General features: G+C 69.1%; 20 protein-coding genes and 1 pseudogene. 5 read left to right on the forward strand and 16 right to left on the reverse strand.

Features of this window, described 5'->3' with window-relative positions:
* The 6 genes from GPY60_RS11640 to GPY60_RS11665 all read right to left on the reverse strand — a co-directional run.
* Positions 1-590 (reverse strand): patatin-like phospholipase family protein (locus tag GPY60_RS11640; RefSeq protein ID WP_197283646.1); only part of this gene is annotated, 590 nt, incomplete at its 3' end.
* Entirely contained in the window at positions 578-700 is a 123-nt protein-coding gene (locus tag GPY60_RS27710; RefSeq protein WP_156687830.1) for a DUF2277 family protein, read from the reverse strand. The genes GPY60_RS27710 and GPY60_RS11640, both read right to left, overlap by 13 nt.
* 183 nt (positions 701-883) lie before the next feature.
* Positions 884-1,957, reverse strand: coding sequence for an ABC transporter ATP-binding protein (locus GPY60_RS11650; protein ID WP_156687831.1), 1,074 nt, complete (start codon positions 1,955-1,957; stop codon positions 884-886).
* 2 nt (positions 1,958-1,959) lie between these two features.
* Positions 1,960-2,802, reverse strand: a complete 843-nt coding sequence (locus GPY60_RS11655; protein ID WP_156687832.1) for a carbohydrate ABC transporter permease — start codon at positions 2,800-2,802, stop codon at positions 1,960-1,962.
* Positions 2,789-3,742, reverse strand: coding sequence for a carbohydrate ABC transporter permease (locus tag GPY60_RS11660; protein WP_156687833.1), 954 nt, complete (start codon positions 3,740-3,742; stop codon positions 2,789-2,791). Before GPY60_RS11660 ends, GPY60_RS11655 begins: the two co-directional genes overlap by 14 nt.
* On the reverse strand, positions 3,739-5,061 hold the full coding sequence (locus GPY60_RS11665) for an ABC transporter substrate-binding protein (protein ID WP_156687834.1): 1,323 nt from the start codon (positions 5,059-5,061) through the stop codon (positions 3,739-3,741). Before GPY60_RS11665 ends, GPY60_RS11660 begins: the two co-directional genes overlap by 4 nt.
* Before the next feature lie 280 nt (positions 5,062-5,341).
* Here GPY60_RS11665 and GPY60_RS11670 point away from each other — a divergent pair, with 280 nt between their 5' ends.
* On the forward strand, positions 5,342-5,692 hold the full coding sequence (locus tag GPY60_RS11670; RefSeq protein ID WP_156687835.1) for a DoxX family protein: 351 nt from the start codon (positions 5,342-5,344) through the stop codon (positions 5,690-5,692).
* A 10-nt stretch (positions 5,693-5,702) separates the two neighbouring features.
* Here the strand turns inward: GPY60_RS11670 and GPY60_RS11675 are convergent, their stop codons facing one another.
* The gene (locus GPY60_RS11675; RefSeq protein WP_156687836.1) at positions 5,703-6,512 is read right to left on the reverse strand and encodes a nuclear transport factor 2 family protein; all 810 of its coding nucleotides are present in this window, start codon (positions 6,510-6,512) and stop codon (positions 5,703-5,705) included.
* Position 6,513: 1 nt separating this feature from the next.
* Positions 6,514-7,074, reverse strand: coding sequence for a pyrazinamidase PncA (pncA, locus tag GPY60_RS11680; RefSeq protein WP_156687837.1), 561 nt, complete (start codon positions 7,072-7,074; stop codon positions 6,514-6,516).
* 98 nt (positions 7,075-7,172) lie between these two features.
* Between pncA and GPY60_RS11685 the strand changes: the two genes are divergently transcribed.
* The gene (locus GPY60_RS11685) at positions 7,173-8,204 is read left to right on the forward strand and encodes a DoxX family protein (protein WP_156687838.1); all 1,032 of its coding nucleotides are present in this window, start codon (positions 7,173-7,175) and stop codon (positions 8,202-8,204) included.
* A 60-nt stretch (positions 8,205-8,264) separates the two neighbouring features.
* On the opposite strand, the pseudogene GPY60_RS11690 reads toward GPY60_RS11685, so the two are convergent.
* The 3 genes and pseudogenes from GPY60_RS11690 to GPY60_RS11700 form a co-directional block, all read right to left on the reverse strand.
* A pseudogene (locus GPY60_RS11690) lies at positions 8,265-8,729 on the reverse strand (gluconokinase); the annotation flags it as partial.
* 23 nt (positions 8,730-8,752) lie between these two features.
* Positions 8,753-10,756 carry a DUF7064 domain-containing protein gene (locus tag GPY60_RS11695; protein WP_156687839.1) on the reverse strand — a complete coding sequence of 668 codons (2,004 nt, stop codon included), beginning with the start codon at positions 10,754-10,756 and terminating at the stop codon, positions 8,753-8,755.
* A gap of 18 nt (positions 10,757-10,774) precedes the next feature.
* Positions 10,775-12,280: a carboxylesterase/lipase family protein gene (locus GPY60_RS11700; protein ID WP_156687840.1), complete on the reverse strand. Its 1,506-nt coding sequence runs from the start codon at positions 12,278-12,280 to the stop codon at positions 10,775-10,777.
* 88 nt (positions 12,281-12,368) lie between these two features.
* On the opposite strand from GPY60_RS11700, the gene GPY60_RS11705 reads away from it, so the two are divergent.
* Positions 12,369-13,043 (forward strand): hypothetical protein, encoded by a 675-nt coding sequence (locus GPY60_RS11705; protein ID WP_156687841.1) that lies wholly within the window; start codon positions 12,369-12,371, stop codon positions 13,041-13,043.
* A gap of 54 nt (positions 13,044-13,097) precedes the next feature.
* A complete protein-coding gene (locus GPY60_RS11710) occupies positions 13,098-13,856 on the forward strand; it encodes a hypothetical protein (protein WP_156687842.1) in 759 nt (252 codons plus the stop codon).
* Here the strand turns inward: GPY60_RS11710 and GPY60_RS11715 are convergent.
* Both GPY60_RS11715 and GPY60_RS27045 read right to left on the reverse strand, forming a co-directional pair.
* A complete protein-coding gene (locus GPY60_RS11715) occupies positions 13,853-14,818 on the reverse strand; it encodes an SDR family NAD(P)-dependent oxidoreductase (RefSeq protein WP_231639591.1) in 966 nt (321 codons plus the stop codon). The genes GPY60_RS11710 and GPY60_RS11715 overlap by 4 nt on opposite strands.
* Positions 14,815-16,080, reverse strand: coding sequence for a cytochrome P450 (locus tag GPY60_RS27045; protein ID WP_156687844.1), 1,266 nt, complete (start codon positions 16,078-16,080; stop codon positions 14,815-14,817). Before GPY60_RS27045 ends, GPY60_RS11715 begins: the two co-directional genes overlap by 4 nt.
* 88 nt (positions 16,081-16,168) lie before the next feature.
* Here GPY60_RS27045 and GPY60_RS11725 point away from each other — a divergent pair, with 88 nt between their 5' ends.
* On the forward strand, positions 16,169-16,795 hold the full coding sequence (locus GPY60_RS11725) for a TetR/AcrR family transcriptional regulator (protein WP_156687845.1): 627 nt from the start codon (positions 16,169-16,171) through the stop codon (positions 16,793-16,795).
* A 5-nt stretch (positions 16,796-16,800) separates the two neighbouring features.
* On the opposite strand, the gene GPY60_RS11730 is transcribed toward GPY60_RS11725, so the two are convergent.
* The 3 genes from GPY60_RS11730 to GPY60_RS11745 form a co-directional block, all read right to left on the reverse strand.
* Complete coding sequence (locus GPY60_RS11730; protein WP_370462696.1) at positions 16,801-17,622, reverse strand: mycofactocin-coupled SDR family oxidoreductase; 822 nt, start codon at positions 17,620-17,622, stop codon at positions 16,801-16,803.
* A 638-nt stretch (positions 17,623-18,260) separates the two neighbouring features.
* On the reverse strand, positions 18,261-19,568 hold the full coding sequence (locus GPY60_RS11740; protein ID WP_156687847.1) for a cytochrome P450: 1,308 nt from the start codon (positions 19,566-19,568) through the stop codon (positions 18,261-18,263).
* A gap of 288 nt (positions 19,569-19,856) precedes the next feature.
* A complete protein-coding gene (locus GPY60_RS11745; protein ID WP_156687848.1) occupies positions 19,857-22,430 on the reverse strand; it encodes a sugar epimerase family protein in 2,574 nt (857 codons plus the stop codon).
* Positions 22,431-22,433: the final 3 nt, after the last annotated feature.

The following is a 22,433-nucleotide window of genomic DNA, read 5'->3' on the forward strand; positions in this document are numbered from 1 at the left end:
GCTCTCGCGGTGGCGGGGCCCACCCGAATGGGTTCGAACACATAGGGAATCGCCGCCGAGGCGTGGACCGCGCGCGCCACCGGGAAGTCGTCCGGGGTGATGCCGTAGTCGTGGAGGTCCCACGGAATGCGAACCAGCCGGCGCCGGGACAGGTCGCTCGCCGTCACCACCAGCGACCAGGCGAACTGTTCCGGTTCTTCCCCGGTGCGCAGGTCGCCGAAGGTGTGCACGCCAAGATCGGCGAGCAGGCCGGCGAGGAGCCGTTCGAGATAGTCGCCGCGGTAGACACCGTCGGACATCAGTAAGGACAGTCCCCCACCGATCAGCGGTACCCGCCCGATCATGCTGCGGTCCAAGAACTTCCGATAGTCGATCGTGCGCATCACCTCGGCGAGCCGCGTCATCGGCTCGCCCGCCGCCTGCAGCGCCGCCACCAGCGACGCGACGATCGCGCCCGCGCTGGTCCCGGCGACGCGGGGAAACCGGTAGCCGGCCGCGGTGAGGGCGTCCACCGCCCCGACCAGACCGATCCCCCGCACGCCACCGCCCTCACACACCAGGTCGACTGAGGACGCGCTCACGGACGGCATGACGACCTCGTCCGGAGGGCCTGGCGCGGGTGCCGGCCTGCCACGCCCGCAATCTCGGTCAGAGTCGCGGGTGGCTCCAGCTTGCGAAGCTCGGTGATGCGTCGGCACATGTCTACAACGATAAGCGCGTGTGCTCGTCGGCGGTGGTGCCGATCGAGCCCGCGCTCAGCGCACCGAACCTGCGCTCAGAGCGAAGATCCGCCCGCGCCGACGCGCTGGGTGCAGTTTCGGCGCGCTGACCGCAGTCTCGATGCGGGGGCCTTGCGAATGAAGGAGCGGGCCTCGGCGAATGCTCACCAAGAAATGCGACGGCCGTCGGCGCCGAAGAAATGCAGGTGCCCGGGTTCCGGATGGAGCCGCACGCGGCTGCCCTTCTCGGGCGGGTGACGCCCGTCGGCGCGCGCGACCACGGGCCGGTCGATGACTTTCCCGGAACCCGTGATGCGGCCGTAGATGTAGGCGTCGGCGCCGAGTTCCTCGACGACGTCGACCTCCATTTCGACGCCCATGCCCCCCAGTTCGAAATGCTCCGGCCGGACCCCGACGACCACCTCGCTCGCCGTCCCGGCGATCTCCCGGGGCACCGGGATCGGCCAGTCCCCCAGCCACACCGACGAATCCATGATCGGGAGGGTGAATAGGTTCATCGCCGGCGACCCGATGAAGCCCGCGACGAACACGTTGTCGGGATTGCGGTACAGCTCACGGGGCGGGGCGAACTGCTGCAGCACGCCGTCCGACAGCACCGCGACGCGGTCCCCCATCGTCATGGCCTCGACCTGGTCGTGGGTGACGTAGACCGTGGTCGTCTCGAGCCGCCGCTGCAGCGCGGCGATCTGGTTGCGGGTCTGCACCCGCAGTTTGGCGTCGAGGTTCGACAGCGGCTCATCCATGAGGAAGACCTGCGGGCGGCGCACGATCGCGCGGCCCATCGCCACCCGCTGGCGCTGCCCCCCGGACAGGTCTTTCGGCTTGCGGTCCAGATACGGTTGCAGGTCAAGGAGTTTCGCGGCGTCGAGGACGCGCTCGGAGATCTCGGCCTTCGGCGTCTTGGCGATCTTCAGCGCGAACCCCATGTTCTGCGCCACCGTCATGTGGGGGTACAGGGCGTAGTTCTGGAAGACCATCGCGACGTCGCGGTCTTTCGGGTCGACGTCGGTGACGTCGCGCTCGCCGATCCGAATTCGCCCCGAGTCCAGCGTCTCCAGGCCCGCGACCATCCGCAGCGAGGTGGTCTTGCCGCAGCCGGACGGCCCCACCAGCACCACGAATTCGCCGTCCCCGACGTCCAGGTCGAGGCCGTCGAGGGCGGGCCGATCCGTCCCCGGGTAATGGCGCGTCGCCCGCTCGAAAACCACCGAAGCCATGACTACCCGTTCATTCCGGTGACGGCGATGCCGCGGACGAAGGACCGCTGGGCGAAAGCGTAGATGACGACCAGCGGCACCATGATCACCATCGACGCCGCCATGATCACCGGCCACCGCGCGACGTACTCGCCCCGCAATCGCACCAGCCCGAGCGTAAGGGTTGCCAGGCTGTTGCGCTGCAGCATCAGCAGCGGCCACAGGAAGTCGTTCCACACGTTGACCCAGGTGAGCACCGCGAGCACCATGACGGCCGGCCGCGCGTGGGGCAGCAGGATCCGCCAGTAGATCTGCCAGGGCGAGCAGCCGTCCAGGATCGCGGCCTCCTCGAGATCCGTGGGCAGTGTGCGGAAGAACTGGCGCATGAGGTAGGTGCCGAACGCGCTTCCGAACAGGCCCGGAACGATCATCGCCCACGGCGTGTCGACCCAGCCCAGGGTGCGCATGAGGATGAACTGCGGAATCACCGTGACGGTGAGCGGCACCATCAGCGTGCCCAGGTACAGCACGAAGAGCGTGTCGCGGCCGCGAAACTGCAACCGCGCGAAGGCGTATCCGGCGAGGGAGCAGAAGAACACCTGCCCGGCCGTGACGCAGGCGGCGTAGACGACGGTGTTGACGAACATGCGCCAGAAGGGCATCAGCGTGAAGACCTCGGTGTAGTTCGACCACCGCGGGTGAGCCGGCAGCAGCCTCGGCTCGGTCACTTCCCCCTCGTTCTTCAGCGATCCCGACACCGCCCAGGCGATGGGAAACAGCCAGCACCAGGCGATGGCGATCAGGGCGGTGTAGAGCAGGAGCCCCCGAAAGACGTTGTGCCTGAACACGCGCTCACCGGAGACCACGGGAGGCCTCCAGGGAGCGCTGCCGGGTGAGGCGCAGTTGGAGCACGGTGAGCACCAGCAGGATGCCGAACATCACCCACGCCAGCGCCGACGCGTAGCCGAACTCCAGGAAGGAGAAGGCGTGCTGGAACAGCATGATGCCCAGGACGTAGGTGGCGCTCTCGGGCCCGCCATTGGGGCCGTTGAGCACGTAGACCATGTCAAAGGCCTGGAACGCGTGGATGATCGAGATCACCACCACGAACGACATCGCCGCGCGAATCAGCGGCATCGTGATGAACACGAACTGACGCACCTCCCCCGCGCCGTCGATCCGCGCGGCCTCGTAGAGGGTTTCGGGCACGCCCTGCATGGCGGCCAGCAGGATGACTGTGGCGAACGGGACGCTCCGCCACACGCTGACCGTGCACAGCGACACCATGGCCCACTTCGGGTCCACCAGCCAGGGGACCGGCCCGATGCCGACCCACCCGAGCATGATGTTGAGCAACCCGTTGTCGGTGTTGAACACGAACTGCCACACCACCGCCATCACCACCGACGAAATGGCCAGTGGCAGAAATACAATCGTCCTCACCACCCCGATCCCCCGGGCCTTGCGGTTGAGCACGCCGGCGACGACGAGGCTGATGAGCAGCGTGGGGACGACGGTTCCCACGGTGAAGACGGCGGTGTTGCGAATCGCGATCAGGAACAGCGGATCGGAGGTGAAGAGCTCGCCGAAGTTCTTCAGCCCCACATACTTCGGCGGCCGGAAGATGTCCCACCGCTGGAAGCTCATGTACAGCGAGAAGCCGAGGGGAAACAGCATGAACACCGCGACCGCGGCCAGGTTGGGGGCGACGAAGAGCCGGCCCGCGCGGCCGCGCCGGCGCGCGGGACCCGTTGCGCGCGTGCGGGTCACTGGCCCGGGTGTGGCGGGAGCGTCGACCGATGTCATGGGGTGCGCAGCACCTCGTCCACGGCGGGCGACAGCGCGGCGAGCGACGTGGCCGGGCGGGAACCGCGCAGGACGGGGCCGAACCCGCGGTCCATGAGCGCGACGACCTTCTCCCACGCGGGGGTGACCGGGAGCCCGTCGGAATGCTGCGGTCCCTGCGTGAGCACGGCGACGTTGTGTAATCGCTGGTGCGCCTTGGCGAATCCGGCCGAATCGAGCGCCGAGCGGAGCACCGGTACGAAGAGGCTGGATTCGCCGATCAGGGCCTGCCCCTCCGGTCCGGTCGCGAACTTCACGAACTCCCATGCCTGCTCCTTGCGCTGACTGCTCGCGGAGATCGCCAGGCCGGTGCAACCGATGTTGGAGCGGGCGGGCTGCCCCGCACAGCGCGGCCCCACGGGAAGCACCGTCACGTCGAAATCCAGGCCCGGCGCCCGGATCAGGGTCTGATAGCGCCAGTGGCCGCCCATCGCCATCGCCGCCCTGCCCGACGCGAACAGGTCCGGAGTGGACATCGACTGCACCTCGGACGCGTCGGGCGCCACCTTCTGCCTGTTGGCCAGGTCGGCGTAGAACTGCACGGCCTCGATGAAGGCGGCGTCGTCGAAATTGAAGTGCGCCGGGTTCTTCAGCGGGGTGGACCACGGCACGCCGTTGTTCATGGCGAACAGGCCGGCCGAATAATACGAGAACCACATGTTGACAAAGCCCCACTGCGAAACCCGCCCGGCCCCGTCGCGCTTGGTCGAGGCCCTCGCCGTTTCGAGGAATTCGGCCCAGCTCCACGGGTGTTCCCAGGCGGTCGGGGGCGCGGGCACCCCGGCCTCGGCGAAATGGCGTCTGTTGAAGAAGAGGAAGTTGCCCGACCACTGCTCGGGCAGCGCGTACTGGCCCCCGTTGAAGGTGAAGCTGTCGTAGAGCGGCCCGATGCCGTCCGACCTGAGTTGGGCAGCGAAGGCCGGGTCGTGGGCCAGCAGCGTGTTCAAGTCCAAGAGCACTCCGCGTTCGGCCAGTTCGGCGTAGGTGAGGTCCCAGGCCATGAGCACGTCCGGGCATTTGCCGCCGGCGCAGAACGTCGACAGCTGCTGCATCACACCGGGCGCCGACAGCACCGGCCGGACCTTGATGTCCGGATGGCGGCGCTGGAATTCGTCGATGATGCGGACCCTGGCGTCGCGCTCGTCTGGGTTGGCCGCGAAGAAGAAGGTCAACGCGTCGTCGCCTGGGGCGCAGCCGCCGGCCCAGGGCGCGAGCGAAGCCGCGGTGAGCGCCCCCGCACCCCGCAGCAGGGTGCGCCGCCCGAATGGCCTATCGAGCATGGCACTCCCCGTGGACGGCGACCGGTGTAGGCGACCGGCTTTCGCCATCCTTGGTACCCGATCGGCCTGAGATCTTCCTGGGTTTCGCTCGGAACACCGCGATGCGATCAAGAGGTCACCTTTTCCGCGTCCACGACGTCAACAAGGTGACCGCCTTCGTCGAGCTCTCTATCGCAAAGGGGACCGTGACCATGACGTCATCGATTGTGCGCCGCCACGCGCCGCGTGGCCATTCTGCTTACCGGCCCGGAAACGGCCGCCCAGCAACGGGTTGCCGGCGATGACCGCCGGGTACGCCGCGATCACGCTGGCGACCGCGGTCATCACCGCCGGGATCGCCGTCGCCGACCTCGTTCCCGCCGGTTTCGTGCTGGCCAACTCGGCCGAGGTGGGGGTGTCGCGGTCCTGGCTCCCGGCATTGGCGGCACTCAAGCTGGCCGGGGCCGTCGGTCTGGTCGCGGGGCTTGCCGGACTGCACGCCCTGGGCATCGCGGCCGCCGCGGGGCTGGTCCTGTTCTTTGTCGGCGCGGTCGTCACACATGTGCGGGCGCGGGTTTTCCACAACATCGCATTCCCCGGCGCCTACCTGGGCATGTCGGTCGCGACGCTGGCCCTGACGCTCGCGCACTGACCGGCGGCGCTCAGGCGGGAAAGTAACGCACCCGGTCGATCGTCGCGCACTGCCATCCCACGTCGGCGAACAAAATCGCGCGCCGCCGACCCGAGTCCAGGGCGACGACCACCGTGCGCCCCGCTCCGATCGTCTTGGTGTGGCGGGCCCCGTGGAGCCGGTCGACGAGGTCGGCCGTCTCGAGTGGGTCGTCATCGCCCAAAGTGATTGACGCCGTTGGCGACAACGCGCGACCGGCGACGCGGCCGTCGCCCCGGGCGGCTGCGTCGAGGAACGTTCGCACCAGCTTCTGGTGCCGCGCGCCCACCCGCCGGAAGCCGGTTATGAAACCCGCCGCTCCCCCCGGGCCCTGGTTGCGCAACAACCCTCGCGACAGCTGCAGGGCGGGCGTTACGGCCCGCGACCCGGTCCGCAGGAACTGCAGCATCATCGCGGGCAGTTCCCAGTACGCCCGCAACTCGCCAATAAGCAAGCGACCGTTGGACTCTCGCAGGTCGTAGCGGAGGAACGCAGGTATGCGCATGGTCACCGCGGCACTCATCGCCACCTCGAGCTCGAGGTCGCGCAGCACGACGTGGCCGGCCAGGGTGTCCGCCACGATGTCGAGATCGCGATGGAAGGTGATGTGACGCGGACCGATGAAGGTGTCGTAGAAGCGGCCGATCTCCGCGTGCCCCACATGCGGCCGCGAACCCACCGGGTCTTCGACCCTGCCGTCGGGCGCGAACAGCCCCACCCACGCCGCGCGGTCGTGCGCCGCGGCCGCCTGCGGGGACCGCTCGACCGCGGCCAGCAGTTCGTCCCGGCTCACCGCCGGCACCCTAGAAGCCCCCGACGAGCTGCACGCCGGCGTCCCGCATCCCCTCGGCGGCCGCGGCGGCGGAGTCGGGCGCGACGGCCGCGGTCAGGTCCAGCAACACCCTGGTCTTCAGGCCCGCCCGGGCGGCGTCCTCGGCGGTGCGCCGGACGCAGTAGTCGGCGGCGATGCCGACGACGTCGACCTCGTCGACGCCCCGCCGGCGCAGCCACTCGAGCAGCGGCGTCCCGTGCTCGTCGACGCCTTCGAAGCCGCTGTAGGCCGCGCCGTGTTGGCCCTTGCGGAAGACCGCCTCGATGCGGCTGGTGTCGAGGCGCGGATGGAACTCGGCGCCCACGCTGCCGGCGACGCAGTGCGCGGGCCAGGACGACCGGTAATCCGGCCGGTCCGAGAAGTGGGCGCCCGGGTCGACGTGGAAGTCCTGGGTCGCGACGACGTGCCGGTAGCCCGGTTCGGTGGACAGGTAGTCGTTGATGGCCGACACCACGGCCCCGGCTCCCGTCACCGCCAGCGAGCCCCCCTGGCAGAAATCGTTCTGCACGTCGACGATGATCAGCGCCCGCACGCACTCCACCCTATCGTCGTCCGCGCTACAGAGTGCCCCCTAGCTGGGGCGATAGGTCAGGCGGTTTGCTCACCGGCCTGCCGGGTAATTTGACTGCCATGTTGATCCGCAGAATCGCGCGACCCCTTTTGTCAGCGGTATTCATCGGCCAGGGAATCGACTCGCTCCGCAATCCCAAACCGGCGGCGGAGGCCGCGGCGGCCGCCGTGGACGGGCTTCGGGCGTTGCCCGACCCGCTGGGCAGCAGCATCCCCAGCGACCCGCAGACGTTCGCCCAGATCACCGCCGCCGTGCAGATCGGTGGCGGCCTCCTGCTGGCCACCGGCAAGGCGCCGCGCGTGGCCTCGGCGGCGCTCGCCTTCACCGTGTTGCCGGCCAATCTCGGCGCACACATGTTCTGGAGCGAGAGCGACCCGCAGCGTAAGGCCGAGAAGCGTCAGGCCTTCCTCGCCGACCTGAGCCTGCTGGGCGGGCTGATGATCGCGTCGGCGGACACGGCCGGCAAGCCGTCGCTGGGCTGGCGTGGCCGCCGGGCGGCCGAGCGGCTGTCCGAGCGGGTCTCTTCCGCGCTGCCCGGGTCGCATGACGGGCCCGACGCCGACTTCGGCGAACTCGGGGAGAAGATCGTGCACGGCCTGCAGGTCGGTGCCGAGCGCGGACGCGAGCTGGCCAGCACCGCCGCCGAACGCGGCGCGCCCTACGCCGAGGCCGCGCTCGAACGCGGACGCGAGCTGGCGAGCACCGCCGCCGAACGCGGCGCGCCCTACGCCGAGGCCGCACTCGAACGCGGACGGGAACTGGCCAGCACGGCGGCCGAACGCGGCGCGCCGCTGGCCAAGAAAGCGCGTAAGCGCGGTGAAGAGCTCGCCGACACGGCCGCCGACCGGGCCGCCTATCTGGCGCTCAAGGCGCGCGCACGCGGCGAGGAGCTCGCCGACGAGGCTGCCGACCGGGCCGCGCCGCTCGCAAAGAAGGCCCGCAAGCGCAGCGAGAAGCTGGCCAAGCAGGCCCGCAAGCGCAGCGAGAAGCTGGCCGAGGAGGCCCGCAAGCGTGGCGAGGACTTCGCCGACACCGCCCGCGCGCGCGTCGAGGACCAGGTCAGCACGGGCCGCCGGAAGCTCGGCGTCTAATTCGGACGGCCTTCCAAGGTCCGAACCACGAAGGCGCGAGGGCTCACCACGACCCTCAAAGCCCTCGCGCGCGAGGAAGTCGTCGACGATGGCACCGACGTCCTGGTTGACGTCGACGGCCGCGCCCGCCTCGTCGGTGCCCAGCGGCTCGAGGGCGGCCAGCTGCGATTGCAACAAGGTGGCCGGCATGAAGTGGCCGGTCCTGGCGGCCAGCCTTCGCCCGATGACCTCGGCCGAACCACGCAGGTGCAGGAACTCGACGCTCGGACAGTGGCGCCGCAACTGGTCGCGGTACGCGCGTTTGAGCGCGGAACAGCTCACCACCCCGCCGCCGCGGTGGTCGGCCAGCCACTGGCCGACCCTTTCCAGCCAGGGGTAGCGGTCGCCGTCATCGAGCGGTTGGCCGGCCGCCATCTTCGCGATGTTGGCCGGCGGGTGCAGGCTGTCGGCATCCACGAAGGGCACCCCGAGCCGCCGGGCGAGCTCGGCGCCCACGGTCGACTTGCCCGACCCGGAAACGCCCATCACGACGATCGGTGGACGCGCCCTCACCGGTTGTCGGTCAGGTTGCGGTTCCACTCCAGCCACCCGACACCGCTGCGGCCGTCCGCCGTGCGGAAGGTCGCCCACACCCGGGGAAACTGGCTCACCCTCCCGTCATCGGCCGTCAGCAATACCGGCGCGTGACCCCGCACCGCCACGTCCGCGACGATCTCGCCCGGCCGGAGCGTCAACGTCGCCGCCTCCGGTAACCCGTTGGCGCCGAACGACTCCCGCGAGTCGACGGTCTGCACTTCGGTGACCTCGCCGTCGGCGCCCTGGATATAGCCGATGCTGAAGGCCGGCGCGCCGGGGATCCGGATGTTCACGCCGTGCAGGTGCGTCCCGTCGTCGAGATGCAGCGCGCTCCAGATCCAGTCCATGCTCCACCAGTCGCGCACGCCCCACGAGTGGTCGCGCTGTCCGGGAACCGACTCGACGGCATAGCGGGTGCCGTCCACGGTGACGCTGCCCGACACCGTGCACGGGATCTCGTAACGCGTCGTGACCCGGTAGGTGTACGGGGTGCCGTCGGTCGCCCAGACCAGGTTCATCTCGAGCTCGACGGGAGTGCCGGGCTCACCGCGCAGCAGCGCCGCCGGATCGGCGTAGGCCTGTGCTTGGGCGCGCACGTCGACGCGATAGGTGCGCAGGGGGTCGGGGGCGGCGTGGCCGATCTCGAAGGTGTCGGCGCAGACGGCCCACGGGTCGGCCGGGAGCGGGACCTGCGCGTCGACGGCCACGGTCGGCAAGTCGGGCCCGCACAGCAGGGCGTGCACCCACGCCTGCCGCTGGTTGGCGACCAGGCCCAGGCGGAACCAGCCGCCCAATCCCTGTGCGGCGTCGACGAAGTCGGCGTACCAGCTCTCGCTCCACAGCGGCTCGTCGGTCGGGGTGTGGGCCAGCTCGTCGTCCTCCGACGGGCTCAGCGGCTCGGGCGCCACCGCCGCCGGCAGCGTGGCCAGCGCGTCGGTGTCCAGCACGTGATCGCAGTGCCGCTGCAGCATCGTCATGAACATCCGGTCGCCGCGCTCGGTGCGTTCGACCAGCATGGACGAGACGATGGCCATCATCACGCCGAAGAAGCTCTGCCGGCGGACGCCCTCGGCGACGTCGGCGCGGGCGAGGGGCGCGTCGGGCCCGAGCGCCTCGTGGTACGCGCTGAGCAGGGCGTCGTAGTGCGCGCGACGATCGGGGGTCGCGAGCGCGCAGCCCAGGAAGTAGGAGAGGTCGGTCAGCGCCGGGCCCCACGACACGGTCTGCCAGTCCACCACGGTCAGCGGGCGGTCGGCGCCCTCGGTGCCGAACAACATGTTGTCGAGCCGGTAGTCGCCGTGCACCAAACCCTGAATCCGGCCCGGTTCCGACTCCTGCGCCACATAACCGTCGAACGCGGCCACGAGCCGCTCGCACACCACGCGGTGTTCCGGTGCGATCTGGTCGCCGTAGCGCTCGACGAAGCCGGCATACAGCGGCGCGACGATCGCCTGGCTCAGCGGCGACTCGCGGTTGAGCCACGGCGCCTCGGCCAGCGCGGAGTCGCCGAGCAACGGCCCGTGCAGCCGGCCCAGTTCGACGACACCGAGGCGGGCCTGTTCGATGGTGGCGCCGGCGATTTCGTCGCCGACGACCGCGGGCCCGGCGTCGCCGAGCAGGAGGTCGAACGCGCCCGTCGCCGTGTCCACCGCCGCGTGATAGCACGGCGCGACGGGACCGCCCAGGCGCGGCGCGATGTCGCCGTAGAAGCGGACCTCGCGCTCGTAGAGTCCGAGTGCGGCGCCGGTCTGGCGGCTCACCGGATCGGTGGCCGCCACCTTCAGGACGACGGATGCCGGACCGGACGGCTCGGCGTCGGCGTAGGTGAGCCGGATGCGGTAGCACTCGCTCATCTGGCCCGTACCGATCCGCTCGACCTCGAAACCCGCGACGGGTCCCGCGCCCAGCGCCGCCGTCAGCCAGGCAGCCGTGAGGTCGCCGGGGCGTTCGATGATTTGCTCGGTCTCGGCGTGCATGACGGTCAGCGTGCCAGGTCAGCGCGCCAGTGAGAAGCCGTCCCAGGCCATTCGGCGATGCGGATGCGGATCGAATTCGATGCGGCTCTTGCGGTCGAACACCATGACGGCGCGGTCCTCGACCGTGTAGGCGGGCCAGTCGTCGCCCGGCACCCCTGAGTGGCTGAAGGACCGCCACCGCCGTTGCACCTGGTTGCTGACCTTCAACGCGGCCCGCCGATCGGCCGCCGCGGTCAGCAACGCCCCGAACCTCGTGCGGTAAACGTCGAACACGGCCAGCAGCTCGGTCGCGTGGGTGGCGCCCAGACCCGACCAGCGCAGTGTGCGCGGCGCGTAGTCGTACCGGTAGAGGTAGGTGGGCGCGTGGGTGCCGTGCGCCTCGGCGATCTGCCACGCCGCCGAGCTGAACGCGAAGTCGCCGCCCAGCTGAATGCACGCCGACGGCGCGGGATAGTTCGGGTAGGCGGCCGTGATGCGTTCGCGCGCAGCCGGTTCCGCGTCGGCGAGCAGCTCCTCGATCATGGCCTGGTTCGTCGGCAGCATCCGCAGGAAGCGGGTGAACAGGCGTCCCTCCTCGGCGTTGGTCCCGACGATGAGCGGCACCCGATGCGCCCGTCCCGCGCGCATGGCCTCCACGGGGTCGACGGGCACGCAGTCGTCCCCGAATACCGGTCCGATCGGGAAGGCACCCAGCCGGTCCTCCATGCCCTGGTCGATGAGCCGGTGCTGGGCGTCCACCAGCTGCGCGGCCGACACCTGCATGAGCGTCTCGGCGGCATTTTGGGGGCGAGCGCCGAGCAGCTCGGCGAACCGCGCCGCGAAGGCGGCGGCGGTCTCCCGCGAGCGCACCATCCCCGACGCCGGGCTCTCGGAGATCGCCCGGGCGAAAAGCCCTTCGGCGGCGGGCACCGCCAGCAGCGTGGCGGTGATGTGCGCGCCCGCGCTTTCGCCGAAGATGGTGACCCTTTCCGGGTCGCCGCCGAATTCGGCGATGTTGTCGCGAACCCACCGCAACGCCATCACCAAATCGCGCAGGTACAGGTTGCTGTCGATGGGCGTGTCGGGTGTCGAGAGCGAGGACAGGTCCAGGCAGCCCAGCGAGCCCAGCCGGTAGTTCACCGACACGTACACGCAGCCGCGGGGGGCAAGCGCGGCGCCGTCATACAGGGGCGTCGCCGAGCTGCCGAGGATGTAGCCGCCGCCGTGGATGAAGACCATGACCGGCAGCGGTTGGTCCGCGGGGGCCTCCGGGGTCACGACGTTGAGGGTGAGGCAGTCCTCGCTCATCGGCTGGTAGCGCCCGACCCCGAGCATCGTGTATTTGCGCTGCTGCGGTGCGCAATTGGCGAAGCCGTGACAGTGCCGGACGCCAGACCATGGCGCGGCGGGCTCTGGCGCCCGGAACCTCAGCCGCCCCACCGGCGGCCGCGCGTACGGGATCGATCGCCACCGGTTGACACCGCCGCGGGTGAATCCTTCGACGGTTCCGGCGGTCGTGCGGGCGCGGACGGTGCGCTCATGCATATTCCGACGGTAACCGACAGGGTCGCCGCGACGCGCGCGCAAGCCCCTGTGCGGGCCGTTTTCGGAAAGTGGCGGCTAGCCTTGCGGAATGCGGATCGCCGGGCTGATGGCAGCGTCGTTGCTGGTTGCCGGCTGCTCGCACGCGGTGGACGGCCACGCCGGGCAAACGCCGTCGACACCAGGGAGCGCCGCCCCGTCCACGGCGGCGCCGAGCGGGGCGCCCCCGCCGTCGAAGGCACCCGCCGCGGGCGCCGCGATGTCCGACGTCGTCGCCTGGATCGGCGCGGCCCATCCGGCGGACCCGGCTCGCTATCACAGCGTGGTGCGCGAGGGGGTGACCACGCCAATCGGCGACGACGTCGCCTTCACGGTGAAGGCCGCCCAGGCCTCGTGCACGACGGATGCCAAACACACCGGCGCGGCATTGGTCTGCCTGGTGAGCCTGACCAGTCCCCCGCCGCGACCGGAAACCGCCTACGGCGACTGGAAGGGCGGTTGGGTCCAATTCGACGGAACGGGCCTGCAGGTCGGCGCGGCGCGCGGCGACCCGGGCCCCTTCGTCAACGGTGACGGGCCCGAATTGGCCAACGGGGACAGCCTGTCCTTCGGCGATTACCGCTGCCGCGCCGACCAGGCCGGGCTGTTCTGCGTGAACTACGCCCACCAGTCGGCCGTACGGTTGGCCCCCGACGGCGTACAACCCTTCGGTTGCCTGCGGTCGGCGCCGCCGCCGGACGGCATCGGCATCGCATTCAGTTGCTGACCCGACCCGCGCAAGGAGCTACGCAGGGGCGTCTGGGCGTGCGACGATTTGCCAATGGACGCCGACGATCCCGAGCAACACATTGCCGAGCTGGAACATGAGCTGGCCCAACGGAGGCGCATCGCCGACTTGGAGCGTCAGATAGCCGAGGCGAAGGCGGCCGCCGGGCCGCCGGAGGCGGAAGACGGTGGCGACGCCCACGCGCGCCGGTACGCGGAGGCGCTGTGGGCGGGCTTGGCGTCGGGGCGGCCCGCGGGGCCCGACGGGCCCTCCGAACCGGAGCTGGCTCAGCACCGGGAGGCGTTCATGCGTGCCGCGGCGCAGGCGGGTCTGTCGCAGGAGCAGCTCGACGACATCTTCAAGCGCGGCAAGGCGACGATCAAGGTGAACCACTCGGTGGTCTACTCCGGCCCGCAGGCCACACCCTGGTACGGCGCCACTACCGCCGCGCGGCCCGGGATCCGGGACGGCATGCAGCGCGGCGCCAACCTCGTCGGGGGGATACTCGGGTTCCTCGGCATCTGCGTCGGAGGTGCTGCGGCACTGATTGCGGCGATGCCGTCGAGCGCGTTGTGGATGAGCTCCATCGTGTGCAGCAGCGGCTACCACCTGACGTACGGGACCTCTGACTACAGCTACAAGCCCGGCCAGTCCGGGACCAGTGTCAGCTTCGAATGCGTCGGCGGCGCCGACTCCTACAGCCCGGCCTGGTTCGTGATCGACTTATTCCAGTCGTTGTTGGTGATTTTGGTGGTTGGTGCCGCGGTGATCATCGGCCGGATCATCTGGAAACGGTTGCGGCCGAGCGGCTAGTCACCCTGTTGCCCGATGACGGCGAAGAGCTCGCTCATCTCGTCGCCCGGACCGCTCGGCACGGTGTAGCCCACTTCGTCGCGGATCTCGTGCAGGTGGTCGCGGACGTCCTCCACGGACAGCCGGGAATGGTAGTAACCCTTCGTCCTGGCGATGAAGAACCGCGCGACATGCCCGGCGCCGACGGTGTAGATCTCTCCCGAGACCGGGCAATCCCGGTGGGTCAAGAACGCGGCCACCGGCGCGACCAGCGCCGGGTCGAGTTTCCGAAGATACTGCGCCACAAGGTCTTCCAGCACCGCTTGCGACGCCGTGTCGTGCGGCTGACCGGCCCCGGCGACGGAGTGCGCCAGCATCCGGGTGTACGCGATCGGCGCGATGGCGTTGACCTTGATGCCATGGGCGGCCCCCTCGGCGGCGAGCACCCGGGTGAAGCCGATCAGGCTCGTCTTGGCGGCGCCGTAGTTGCTCATGCGTTCGGCGCCGAGGATTCCGGCTGCCGAGCAGGTGTTCAGTATCCGGCCGTAACCCTTCTCGCGCATGCGTGTCCACGCGGGCCGCGTCACATAGACCGCGCCCTTGAGGTGTACGTCGATGAGGGGTTCCAGCCGTTCGGCGGTCATGTCCTCGAAAGGTGCGTCTCCGACGATGCCCGCGTTGTTGATCACGATGTCGACGCGCCCCCAGGCCTGCAGCGCGGTGTCGATGATCGCTTGTCCGCCTTCGGGAGTCGTCACGCTATGGGTGTCGCCGACCGCGTCGCCGCCGCGCTCGCGTATCTCGTCGGCGACGGCGTGAGCCGCCGCGACGTCGCCGCCATCCCCGGTCACCGACCCACCCGTGTCGTTGACCACGACGCGGGCCCCGCGGGCGGCGAGCAGCAACGCGTATTCCCTGCCGAGGCCACCACCGGCGCCGGTGACGACGGCGACCCGGTCGTCGAAGCGCAGCTCGTCGCTCACCAGGTGACCGGCAGTTCTTTCATGCCGTAAATGTCCGCTTCTTTGAATGTGAGCCGATCCGGGGACACGGCGAGCTTCAGTGACGGCAGCCGCCGCGCCAGCGTCGCGAAGGCGACCTGCATTTCGACGCGGGCCAGGTTCTGCCCGATGCATTGGTGCGCGCCATACCCGAAAGCCAAGTGGCCGCGCGTGTTCCGTTCCGCGTCGAGCTCGTCGGGATTGTCGACGAACTCGCCGTCCCAGTTGCCCGCCGGCAGGTTCATCACGACCATGTCCCCCGCGCTGATCGGCTGGCCACCGAGCACGAAGTCTTCCGTCGCCACCCGGTCCACCTGGGCGTGCACGATGCTCAGATAGCGCAACAATTCCTCGACGGTATTGGCGACGAAGTCGTGATTGTCGGCTTGTCCGAGTCGTTCGAAAACATCGGGATGCTCGAGCAGCGCCACGGTTCCCAGCGAGATCATGTTCGCGGTGGTTTCGTGGCCGGCCAGCATCATGATCGCACCGTTGAGCGCTGCCGTCCCCCGGTCGAGCTGGCCGGTCAGCACGTGATCGGTGACGAGGCGGCTGAGCAAGTCGTCTTGCGGCGATCGCGAGTCCGGCGCAGCCGGGCGACGCGGGTCGCCGCCATCGGGGATAGCGTCGTGCTCCCTGCGCGCGACCAACTCCTCGATGTAGGAAAACATCGCCCCGAGGGATTCCGCCCTCTGCGCGTCGGACGTCTTCGTCTCCAGACCGAGGGTGCTGTGGTGCTGAAAGAAGTCGAGGTCTTCCGGCGGCACCCCCAACAGGAGAGCGATCACCAGAGACGGAATCGGCAGGGCGAAGTCGCGTACCAGCTCGGCGGGCGGGCCCTTGCGGATCATCTCGTCGAGATGCTGGTCGACCAATTCCTGAATTCGCGGCCGCATCGATTCACAGCGTCTGAAGGTGAAGTCCCGAGTCAACATGCGCCGCAGTCGATGATGCTCGGGATCGTCGATCCGGGGAAACATCACCGGGGCGGCTTCCTCGGAGCCGGCCGGCTTCAATAACGCAGGAATGGTGTCGGCGGAGAGACGCGGATCAAGCAGCGCCGCTCTGATGTCCCGATAGCGGCTCACGATCCATGCGGGCCGGCCGTGGTACATCGCGCGTCGGAGCCCGGGTTGCGACCTCCAATCGGCGAATTCGGGCGGCGGCGCGAGCGGACACCGCGCGGCACGTGAGGCCGGGATGACTGGAAGGTCGGTAGCGGAGCACTCGGAAGTTGTTGACATTCACCACGTTCCCGTTAACTGTCAGTGTTCTGCCAATTGAGCGTAGAGGCACGTTTATTGGCAGTCAACTGTCAGTTATGCTGACCGGGTGACCGCCGTCGAGGACCGGCCGTTGCGCGCGGACGCCGCCCGCAACGCGGAGCGCATCCTGCGCGCCGCGCGGGCCGTCTACGGCGAACTGGGTCCGGACGCGCCCATGGAGGCCGTCGCGCGCCGCGCGGGAGTCGGCGAGCGGACGCTCTACCGCCGGTTCCCCACCAAGGCCGACCTGGTTCGCGCAGCCCTGGATCAAGTCGTCGCCGAGGATCTCACCCCGGTGATCGAGGCCGCGCAGTTGATGAACGACCCGCTGCGGGGCCTACACGAATTGATCGAGGCGGCAATAGGACTCGGCGCCGGCGAGCGCCACCTGCTGACCGCGGCGCACCGGGCCGGGTCGCTCACCGCCGACATCTCCGACTCACTGAATCAGGCGCTCGGCGAGCTCGCACGTCGCTGCCAGCAGGCCGGGCTCGTTCGCGCCGACCTGGTCGCGGACGACCTCCCGCGCCTGATCGCGATGCTCTACGCGGCGCTCCCCACGATGGACCCCGACAGCGATGGCTGGCGGCGCTACGTGGCCCTCGTCATCGACGGGATATCCGTCTCCGGAGCTGGCCCACTCCCCCCGGCCCCTCCCCTGCGGATCTCCGAACCCAGCAGCTGGCGGGTGTAGGCGCCCTAGCTGATCGTGACCCCCGCGTCGACCTTGAACTGCAGTCCTGTCACCCATCTGGACTCGTCGGAGAGAAGAAAGAGGACTGCGTTGCTGACATCCACCGGCTCCACGGCCGGCGTGGGCATCGCGTTGACGAAAAGCGGGATCAGGTCGGACCGTTCCTCGCCGAGGAGAGGTCCAAACGATGGCGGGATCATCCCGGTGGGCACACCGGTCGGAAGAACGGTGTTGACGCGCACGTTCTGAGCGGCCAGCTCGTTGGCGAGCGCCAAGGTCAGTCCGATCACCCCGTATTTCGATGCGGTGTAAGGAGTCTGCAGCGGAAAGCCCTTGATGGCCCCGGCGGAGCTGATGTTGACCAAGCTGCCGCCTCCCTGGGCGAGCAGGTGCGGTATGGCGGCGGCACACGTATTCCACACCCCGATGAGGTTCACATCGACCACCGCGCGCCACTGGGCGGCAGTGGTCTTGTCCCACGCCGCCACCGTGAGCACCCCGGCGTTGGCGACCGCGCCGTCCAGGCCCCCCAACTCGGCGACGCCGTCGTCGACCGCGGAGCGCATCTGTTGCTCGTCGCGAACGTCCGCGACGCGGGTCACGCAGTGGCGGCCCAATTCCCGCACCAGGCGCGCTGTTTCGTGGAGATCCTGTTCTGTGGCCAAGGCATACTCGAGCTCGGGAAGAGATTGGCAGATGTCGACCAGGATCAGATCCGCTCCCTCTTCCGCGAGTCGCACCGCATGGCTGCGTCCCAAGCCGCGGGCCGCGCCGGTGATGAGAATGTGTTTGCCGGCAACACGTCCCCCCGTGGATGACGCCGTCACCAGAACAGGCCCCGCATGGTCGCGGACTGGAAAATCTCCTCCGCAGCGATCAGTCCCTGCGGCGCGCGGGCTACCCAATCGATCGCAGTAGCTGCCGATCTTCCCGGCACTGCCCGCGTGCATCCAACCAACTCGAGATCGGGTCCACCGATGATTGCGGGCAGCGAACGCCGCCCCGCGTTGCCGATGGATGATTGAATGGCTCTGCGCACTAACGGTTCTCCTTCGCCACTTCGATCGGTAGTCAGGTACCGGCAGACGGTACGCCGTTTCGAGGTCCTCAACGTCGCGGCTACCGGTCGGGTTCGTGAATCGCTCGCCTCGAAACTACAGTGATGCACGGTTTGATCCGCGGCTCCGCAGGACACGCTGCCGGTACAACACGCTCGCGTTGAAATAGGTCAGGTAAACCACTGTGGCGGCCACGGCGGCTCGACGAGTGCGAGAATTGAGAAGCGCCAAGCCCAGGCCCGCTTCGATGCTGCCGTTGATAAGCACGTGGGCGCGAATGCGGTCCGCGAAGGCCATTCGATTCACCGATTCGAATGCACTCGGGCGCAGCAGGTGCGCGATACCGGACGCCGTGAGTCCCAGTCCCCCTAGCAATGCCCAACTCTCGGATCGGGTACGTCCGGGCTTCATGGGGTCGACCTCTCGTGGAGAACGACGGGAAGGCGGGTGGGGCCACGCAGAGAGCTGTTGGTGGACCACGTTGTCGGTCCGGTGAGCGAGACGCTGGACACGCGGTTGACCAGTTCACGGAGAACGGCTTGCGCCTCCATCCGTGCCAGCGGCGCTCCCAGACACAGGTGTGGACCATAGCCAAAGCCGACGTGGTTCCGTGGATTTCGGTCCGCGCGGAAGGTGTTCGGGTCGTCGAAGACGAGTGGATCGCGGTTCGCCGCTCCAAATGACAAGAGCACGCGTGAACCCCATGGGATGGTGACATCGCCTACGTGGTAGTCGGCACGGGTGTATCGGTAGAGGTTTTGAATGGGGCTGGTGTAGCGGACGTGTTCTTCGATGGCCTGAGGGATGAGGTCGGGGTTGGCGCGGATCATGTCGTATTGATCCGGGTGGTGGGCGTAGGTGTGGAGCATCCCTCCGAGAAGGTTGGTCGTGGTCTCGTTGCCGGCGATCAACAGCAAGATGGCGATGTAGAACAACTGGTTGTCCGTCATTGCACCATCGGCGCTGTGCGCCAACAGGCGCCCGAGGACGGTGTCCGATCCCTTGAGGTGTCCCTTCGCGAATTGTTTCAAGAAGTAGCGGCGCAACGCTACTGCGGCCCGCATCGACCGGGCCGTACTCGCAACGCCTTTCACCGAAGGGGTGAAGTTGATGATTTGGGTGGCTTCGTCTGACCAGCGGCGGAAGTCGGCGATGTCGCTCTCGGGGACGCCGAGGATGGCGGCGATGACGCGAAGAGGCATCGGGATTGTCAGCCGCTGCACGGCATCGCAGTCGCCGGCGGCGATCATGTCATCGACGAGTTCGGCGGCAAGATCATCGATGATGCTGCGCCAACTCTCCAGTGCACCTTTGGTAAATGCCGGCTGGACTTGTTTGCGCAGGCGGCTGTGCTGTTCACCGTCGGTGACCACGACAAGATCGGCGACCATCCGTACTCGGGTCACTCCATGGCTGCTGGTCACCTGATCTGTGTCGCGTAACGCTGCGCGGACGTCGTCGAGTCTGTGCAGAATCCATGTGGCACGCCGGGGGTTGTAATGGACACGTCCGCTGCGGTGCAGGGCGTCGTAGGCGGCGTGGGGCTGCGCCGCGACGGCCGGGTCCAACGGGTCATAGTCGGTGTTGATCGCACCCGTCCACCCCGGGTAGCCACGACTGCGTGTGCGGATCGCCGCCGCGACGTTCAATCGCCCCGCTGAAATGAACGGCGACAACAATGCGCCAGAACTCTCAGCGGCCTTCCCGAGCTTCACGATGAGCGCACCTTTCGCGGCAGCAGTGGTCTTAGCGTCAGTTCCGGCCGCTGGGCGGTCAATAGCCGGCAGCGAAGTTGAGAACGCCGCGCACCGGGTTGAAAGGCACTTCTGGCCGCAAAATCGGCAGTACCTGCGCACACCTATGAGACATTGAGCGCAATGTGTCTCGCGGTGAGAGAACGGATTTGTTGTTTCTCGGTGCCACACCTCGCTACGCAGACCGACCCGCCTCACTCGAGCCTGACCTAGACGACCATTGCTGGTGCGCCAAGGAGACCGAGCCAGCTAAGTGGCCACGTCGAGCACTCGTATCTCGCCCGTCGTGCCGTCGACCTCGACGAGGGCCCCCGACGGCAACGCCTTGGTCGCCCCCTGGACGTCCACCACACAGGGAAATCCGAACTCGCGGGCTACCACGGCGGCATGCGACATCGGGCCACCGAGTTCGGTGACGACGGCCGCGGCGTAGCAGAAGGCGGCGGTGTATCCGACGTCGGTGACCTCCGCGACGAGGATCTCGCCGGGTTGGAGGTCGTCGATGGTCTCGGGCCGAACGATCCGCACCCTTCCACGCACGCGTCCACCGCAGACGCCGACCCCGTGCAGGGTCTCTCCGCCGGACAGCGCGGGACGCGACGCCACGGTGGGCTGCCATCGCCCGCTGAACACCGTCGGCGGGGAGACGGCCGCGAGCCGGCGCCGGTCGGCCCGGCGCCGCGCCACCAGGGCTGCGGCATCCGCGGGGAGCGCGTCGAGCTCGTCGATCAGCAGATAGAACACGTCATCGGCGGTGCCGACCTCGCCCGCCGCGACCAACCTGCGCCCGTACTCGCGCAGCAGGCCCCGCAGCACCCAGTTGGCGCGCACCACCTTGTCGCGCCGGACTTCGCGGTCACGGAGCTGGAAGGCCGCCAGCCGCCCAAGGGGTCTGGCGCGCAGCGGGATTCGGGGATGCCGGGGCTGCGGCGCGGGCGGCGCGCTCATCGCCCGGGACACCATCCGAATCAGAAGCTCGGGATCGTCGGCATAGCTGGGCGACAGCATCTCCAGCTCCGCGGGGCCGCGGTGACCGATCAGCGCCAACTCGCGTAGGACGGCGGCATGGAATTCGGGGGCGTCGACGGCCAGCTTGTCGAGGCGCTCCCCCGGTTCGGCCAGCAGCCGAACGACATTCGGGTCGCGTTCCGCGGCGCGCACCAGCCGGTGCATCGCCTCGACCGAGCGGGCGCTGGCCAGTTCGGGCCCCGCCGGTGGTGCGGTGCTTCTCCCGCAGAGGGCACGCAGCAACACGTTGAACGCGGCGCACAGCATGAACGACGCCGAGGCCAGCACCCAGCCGTGCACCACATGGTCGCGGGCGAGGACGATCAGGCTCAACAGGCGGCGGTCGTCGAGTTGGGCGAGGTCGTCACCGGCCAACTCCTCCAGTCGATCGACGTCGGCCACGAAGTCGCGAGTGTCGGCCGACGAGCCGGAACTCAGGCCCACCAGGTTCACCCCGAAGACCCCGATGTTGCGCACGGTACGCAATTGCCTTCGCAGAGGGCCCGTTTCGGATTCCAGGCGCTGTTCGCCGAAGACCGGCAGCGACGCCATGCTGGGACCGAAGAACCCGCTGTTGCTGACGATCATCGACGGCTTGGCGAACGGCACGGTCTCGGCCATGAAGTGCGCCGACGTGATCGCCCCGTAGAGCCGGTGGGCGAAGACGGCGACGGTGCGCATGGCGATTTCGCGCTGGATCATGCCGCCGGGCCGCAGCCGTTCCGCAATGGTGACTCCGCCGGCGCGCAGCCCGCGCACGGTCGCCGACGCCGACGACGGCGAGAACGGGCCGGGCAGCGCCTCGGAGAGGTTGGTGGCCAGGAAGGTCGGGAAGCGCGGGTCGATCGGGGTGTCGAACTCCCCGTTGTCCGCCTCGGGCCCGGCCAGTTCGGGCACCACGCCGTCGGGGGCCGGCGCGTCGACGGCGGGTAGGTCGGGAACGTTGGCGAGCCGCCAGGGCAGCGACAACGTGCGCCCGCCCATGGTCACTCGACCCCGCACGGCCAGCGCGAAATCCTCGACGCATTCGTTCGCGTCCCATGCCGGCCGGAATCCCCACCGCTCGCGCATCTTCGAGGTGTCCATCAGCGGGGCGCCCTGCACATACCGCAGCGCCGCGGGCGCGGAGCCCGCACGGACGACGCGGCGCCCGAGCGACGCCGCGATCTGCCCGAAGGTGAGCTCGCCGGGGGCGGCGAGATTCACGGGGCCGCTGGCGATCTCGCGGTCGACGACCGCGCGGTTGATCAGCCGCAGGGCGTCGTCGAGGTGGACGACCTGCAGGCGGCGGTCGGCCGACCCGCCGGGAAACGCCGGCATCGCGAAGGCCCGGCGCACCCAGTTGTCGACGCCGCGGCCGAGGATCAGCGCGGAGCGGATCGCGATCCATTCCACGCCCGACTCCGCGAGCATGCGTTCCACGTCTGCCGTCGATCGGCCGTCGGGGTCGGCCGGGGCGAGGGCGTCCCGCTCGGTGTGGAGCGTGCCTCCCCCGCCGTAGACGTGTGGCGACGACACGAAAACGATTCGCCGGACACCGGTCTCGGCCATCGCAGCCAGGACGTTGCGGGTGCCCCCGACGTTGACCTCGTCGGCGCCTCGCGCCCACGCGCAGTGGGCGACGACGTCGGCGCCGGCGACCGCGCGGTTGACCGCATCACCGTCCCGGATGTCGGCCGCGACGAATTCGGCCCCGCTCGACCAGCTTTCGGGTCGATGACGGGCCAGGCCGACCACCTCGTGGCCTTGATTGAGCAACCGGGCGGCGAGCCCGCGGCCGAGCACACCGCCGGCCCCGGTAATCGCGATCTTCACCGG

It is taken from the genome of Mycobacterium sp. Marseille-P9652, assembly GCF_902652685.1.
Taxonomy (GTDB): Bacteria; Actinomycetota; Actinomycetes; order Mycobacteriales; family Mycobacteriaceae; genus Mycobacterium.

Coding starts and splice junctions, on each gene's coding strand:
- GPY60_RS27710 (WP_156687830.1), bottom strand. CDS start 700: ATGTGCCGACGCATCACCGAGCTTCGCAAGCTGGAGCCACCCGCGACT.
- GPY60_RS11650 (WP_156687831.1), bottom strand. CDS start 1,957: ATGGCTTCGGTGGTTTTCGAGCGGGCGACGCGCCATTACCCGGGGACG.
- GPY60_RS11660 (WP_156687833.1), bottom strand. CDS start 3,742: ATGACATCGGTCGACGCTCCCGCCACACCCGGGCCAGTGACCCGCACG.
- GPY60_RS11665 (WP_156687834.1), bottom strand. CDS start 5,061: ATGCTCGATAGGCCATTCGGGCGGCGCACCCTGCTGCGGGGTGCGGGG.
- GPY60_RS11670 (WP_156687835.1), top strand. CDS start 5,342: ATGACCGCCGGGTACGCCGCGATCACGCTGGCGACCGCGGTCATCACC.
- GPY60_RS11685 (WP_156687838.1), top strand. CDS start 7,173: ATGTTGATCCGCAGAATCGCGCGACCCCTTTTGTCAGCGGTATTCATC.
- GPY60_RS11695 (WP_156687839.1), bottom strand. CDS start 10,756: ATGCACGCCGAGACCGAGCAAATCATCGAACGCCCCGGCGACCTCACG.
- GPY60_RS11700 (WP_156687840.1), bottom strand. CDS start 12,280: ATGCATGAGCGCACCGTCCGCGCCCGCACGACCGCCGGAACCGTCGAA.
- GPY60_RS11705 (WP_156687841.1), top strand. CDS start 12,369: ATGCGGATCGCCGGGCTGATGGCAGCGTCGTTGCTGGTTGCCGGCTGC.
- GPY60_RS11710 (WP_156687842.1), top strand. CDS start 13,098: ATGGACGCCGACGATCCCGAGCAACACATTGCCGAGCTGGAACATGAG.
- GPY60_RS27045 (WP_156687844.1), bottom strand. CDS start 16,080: ATGTCAACAACTTCCGAGTGCTCCGCTACCGACCTTCCAGTCATCCCG.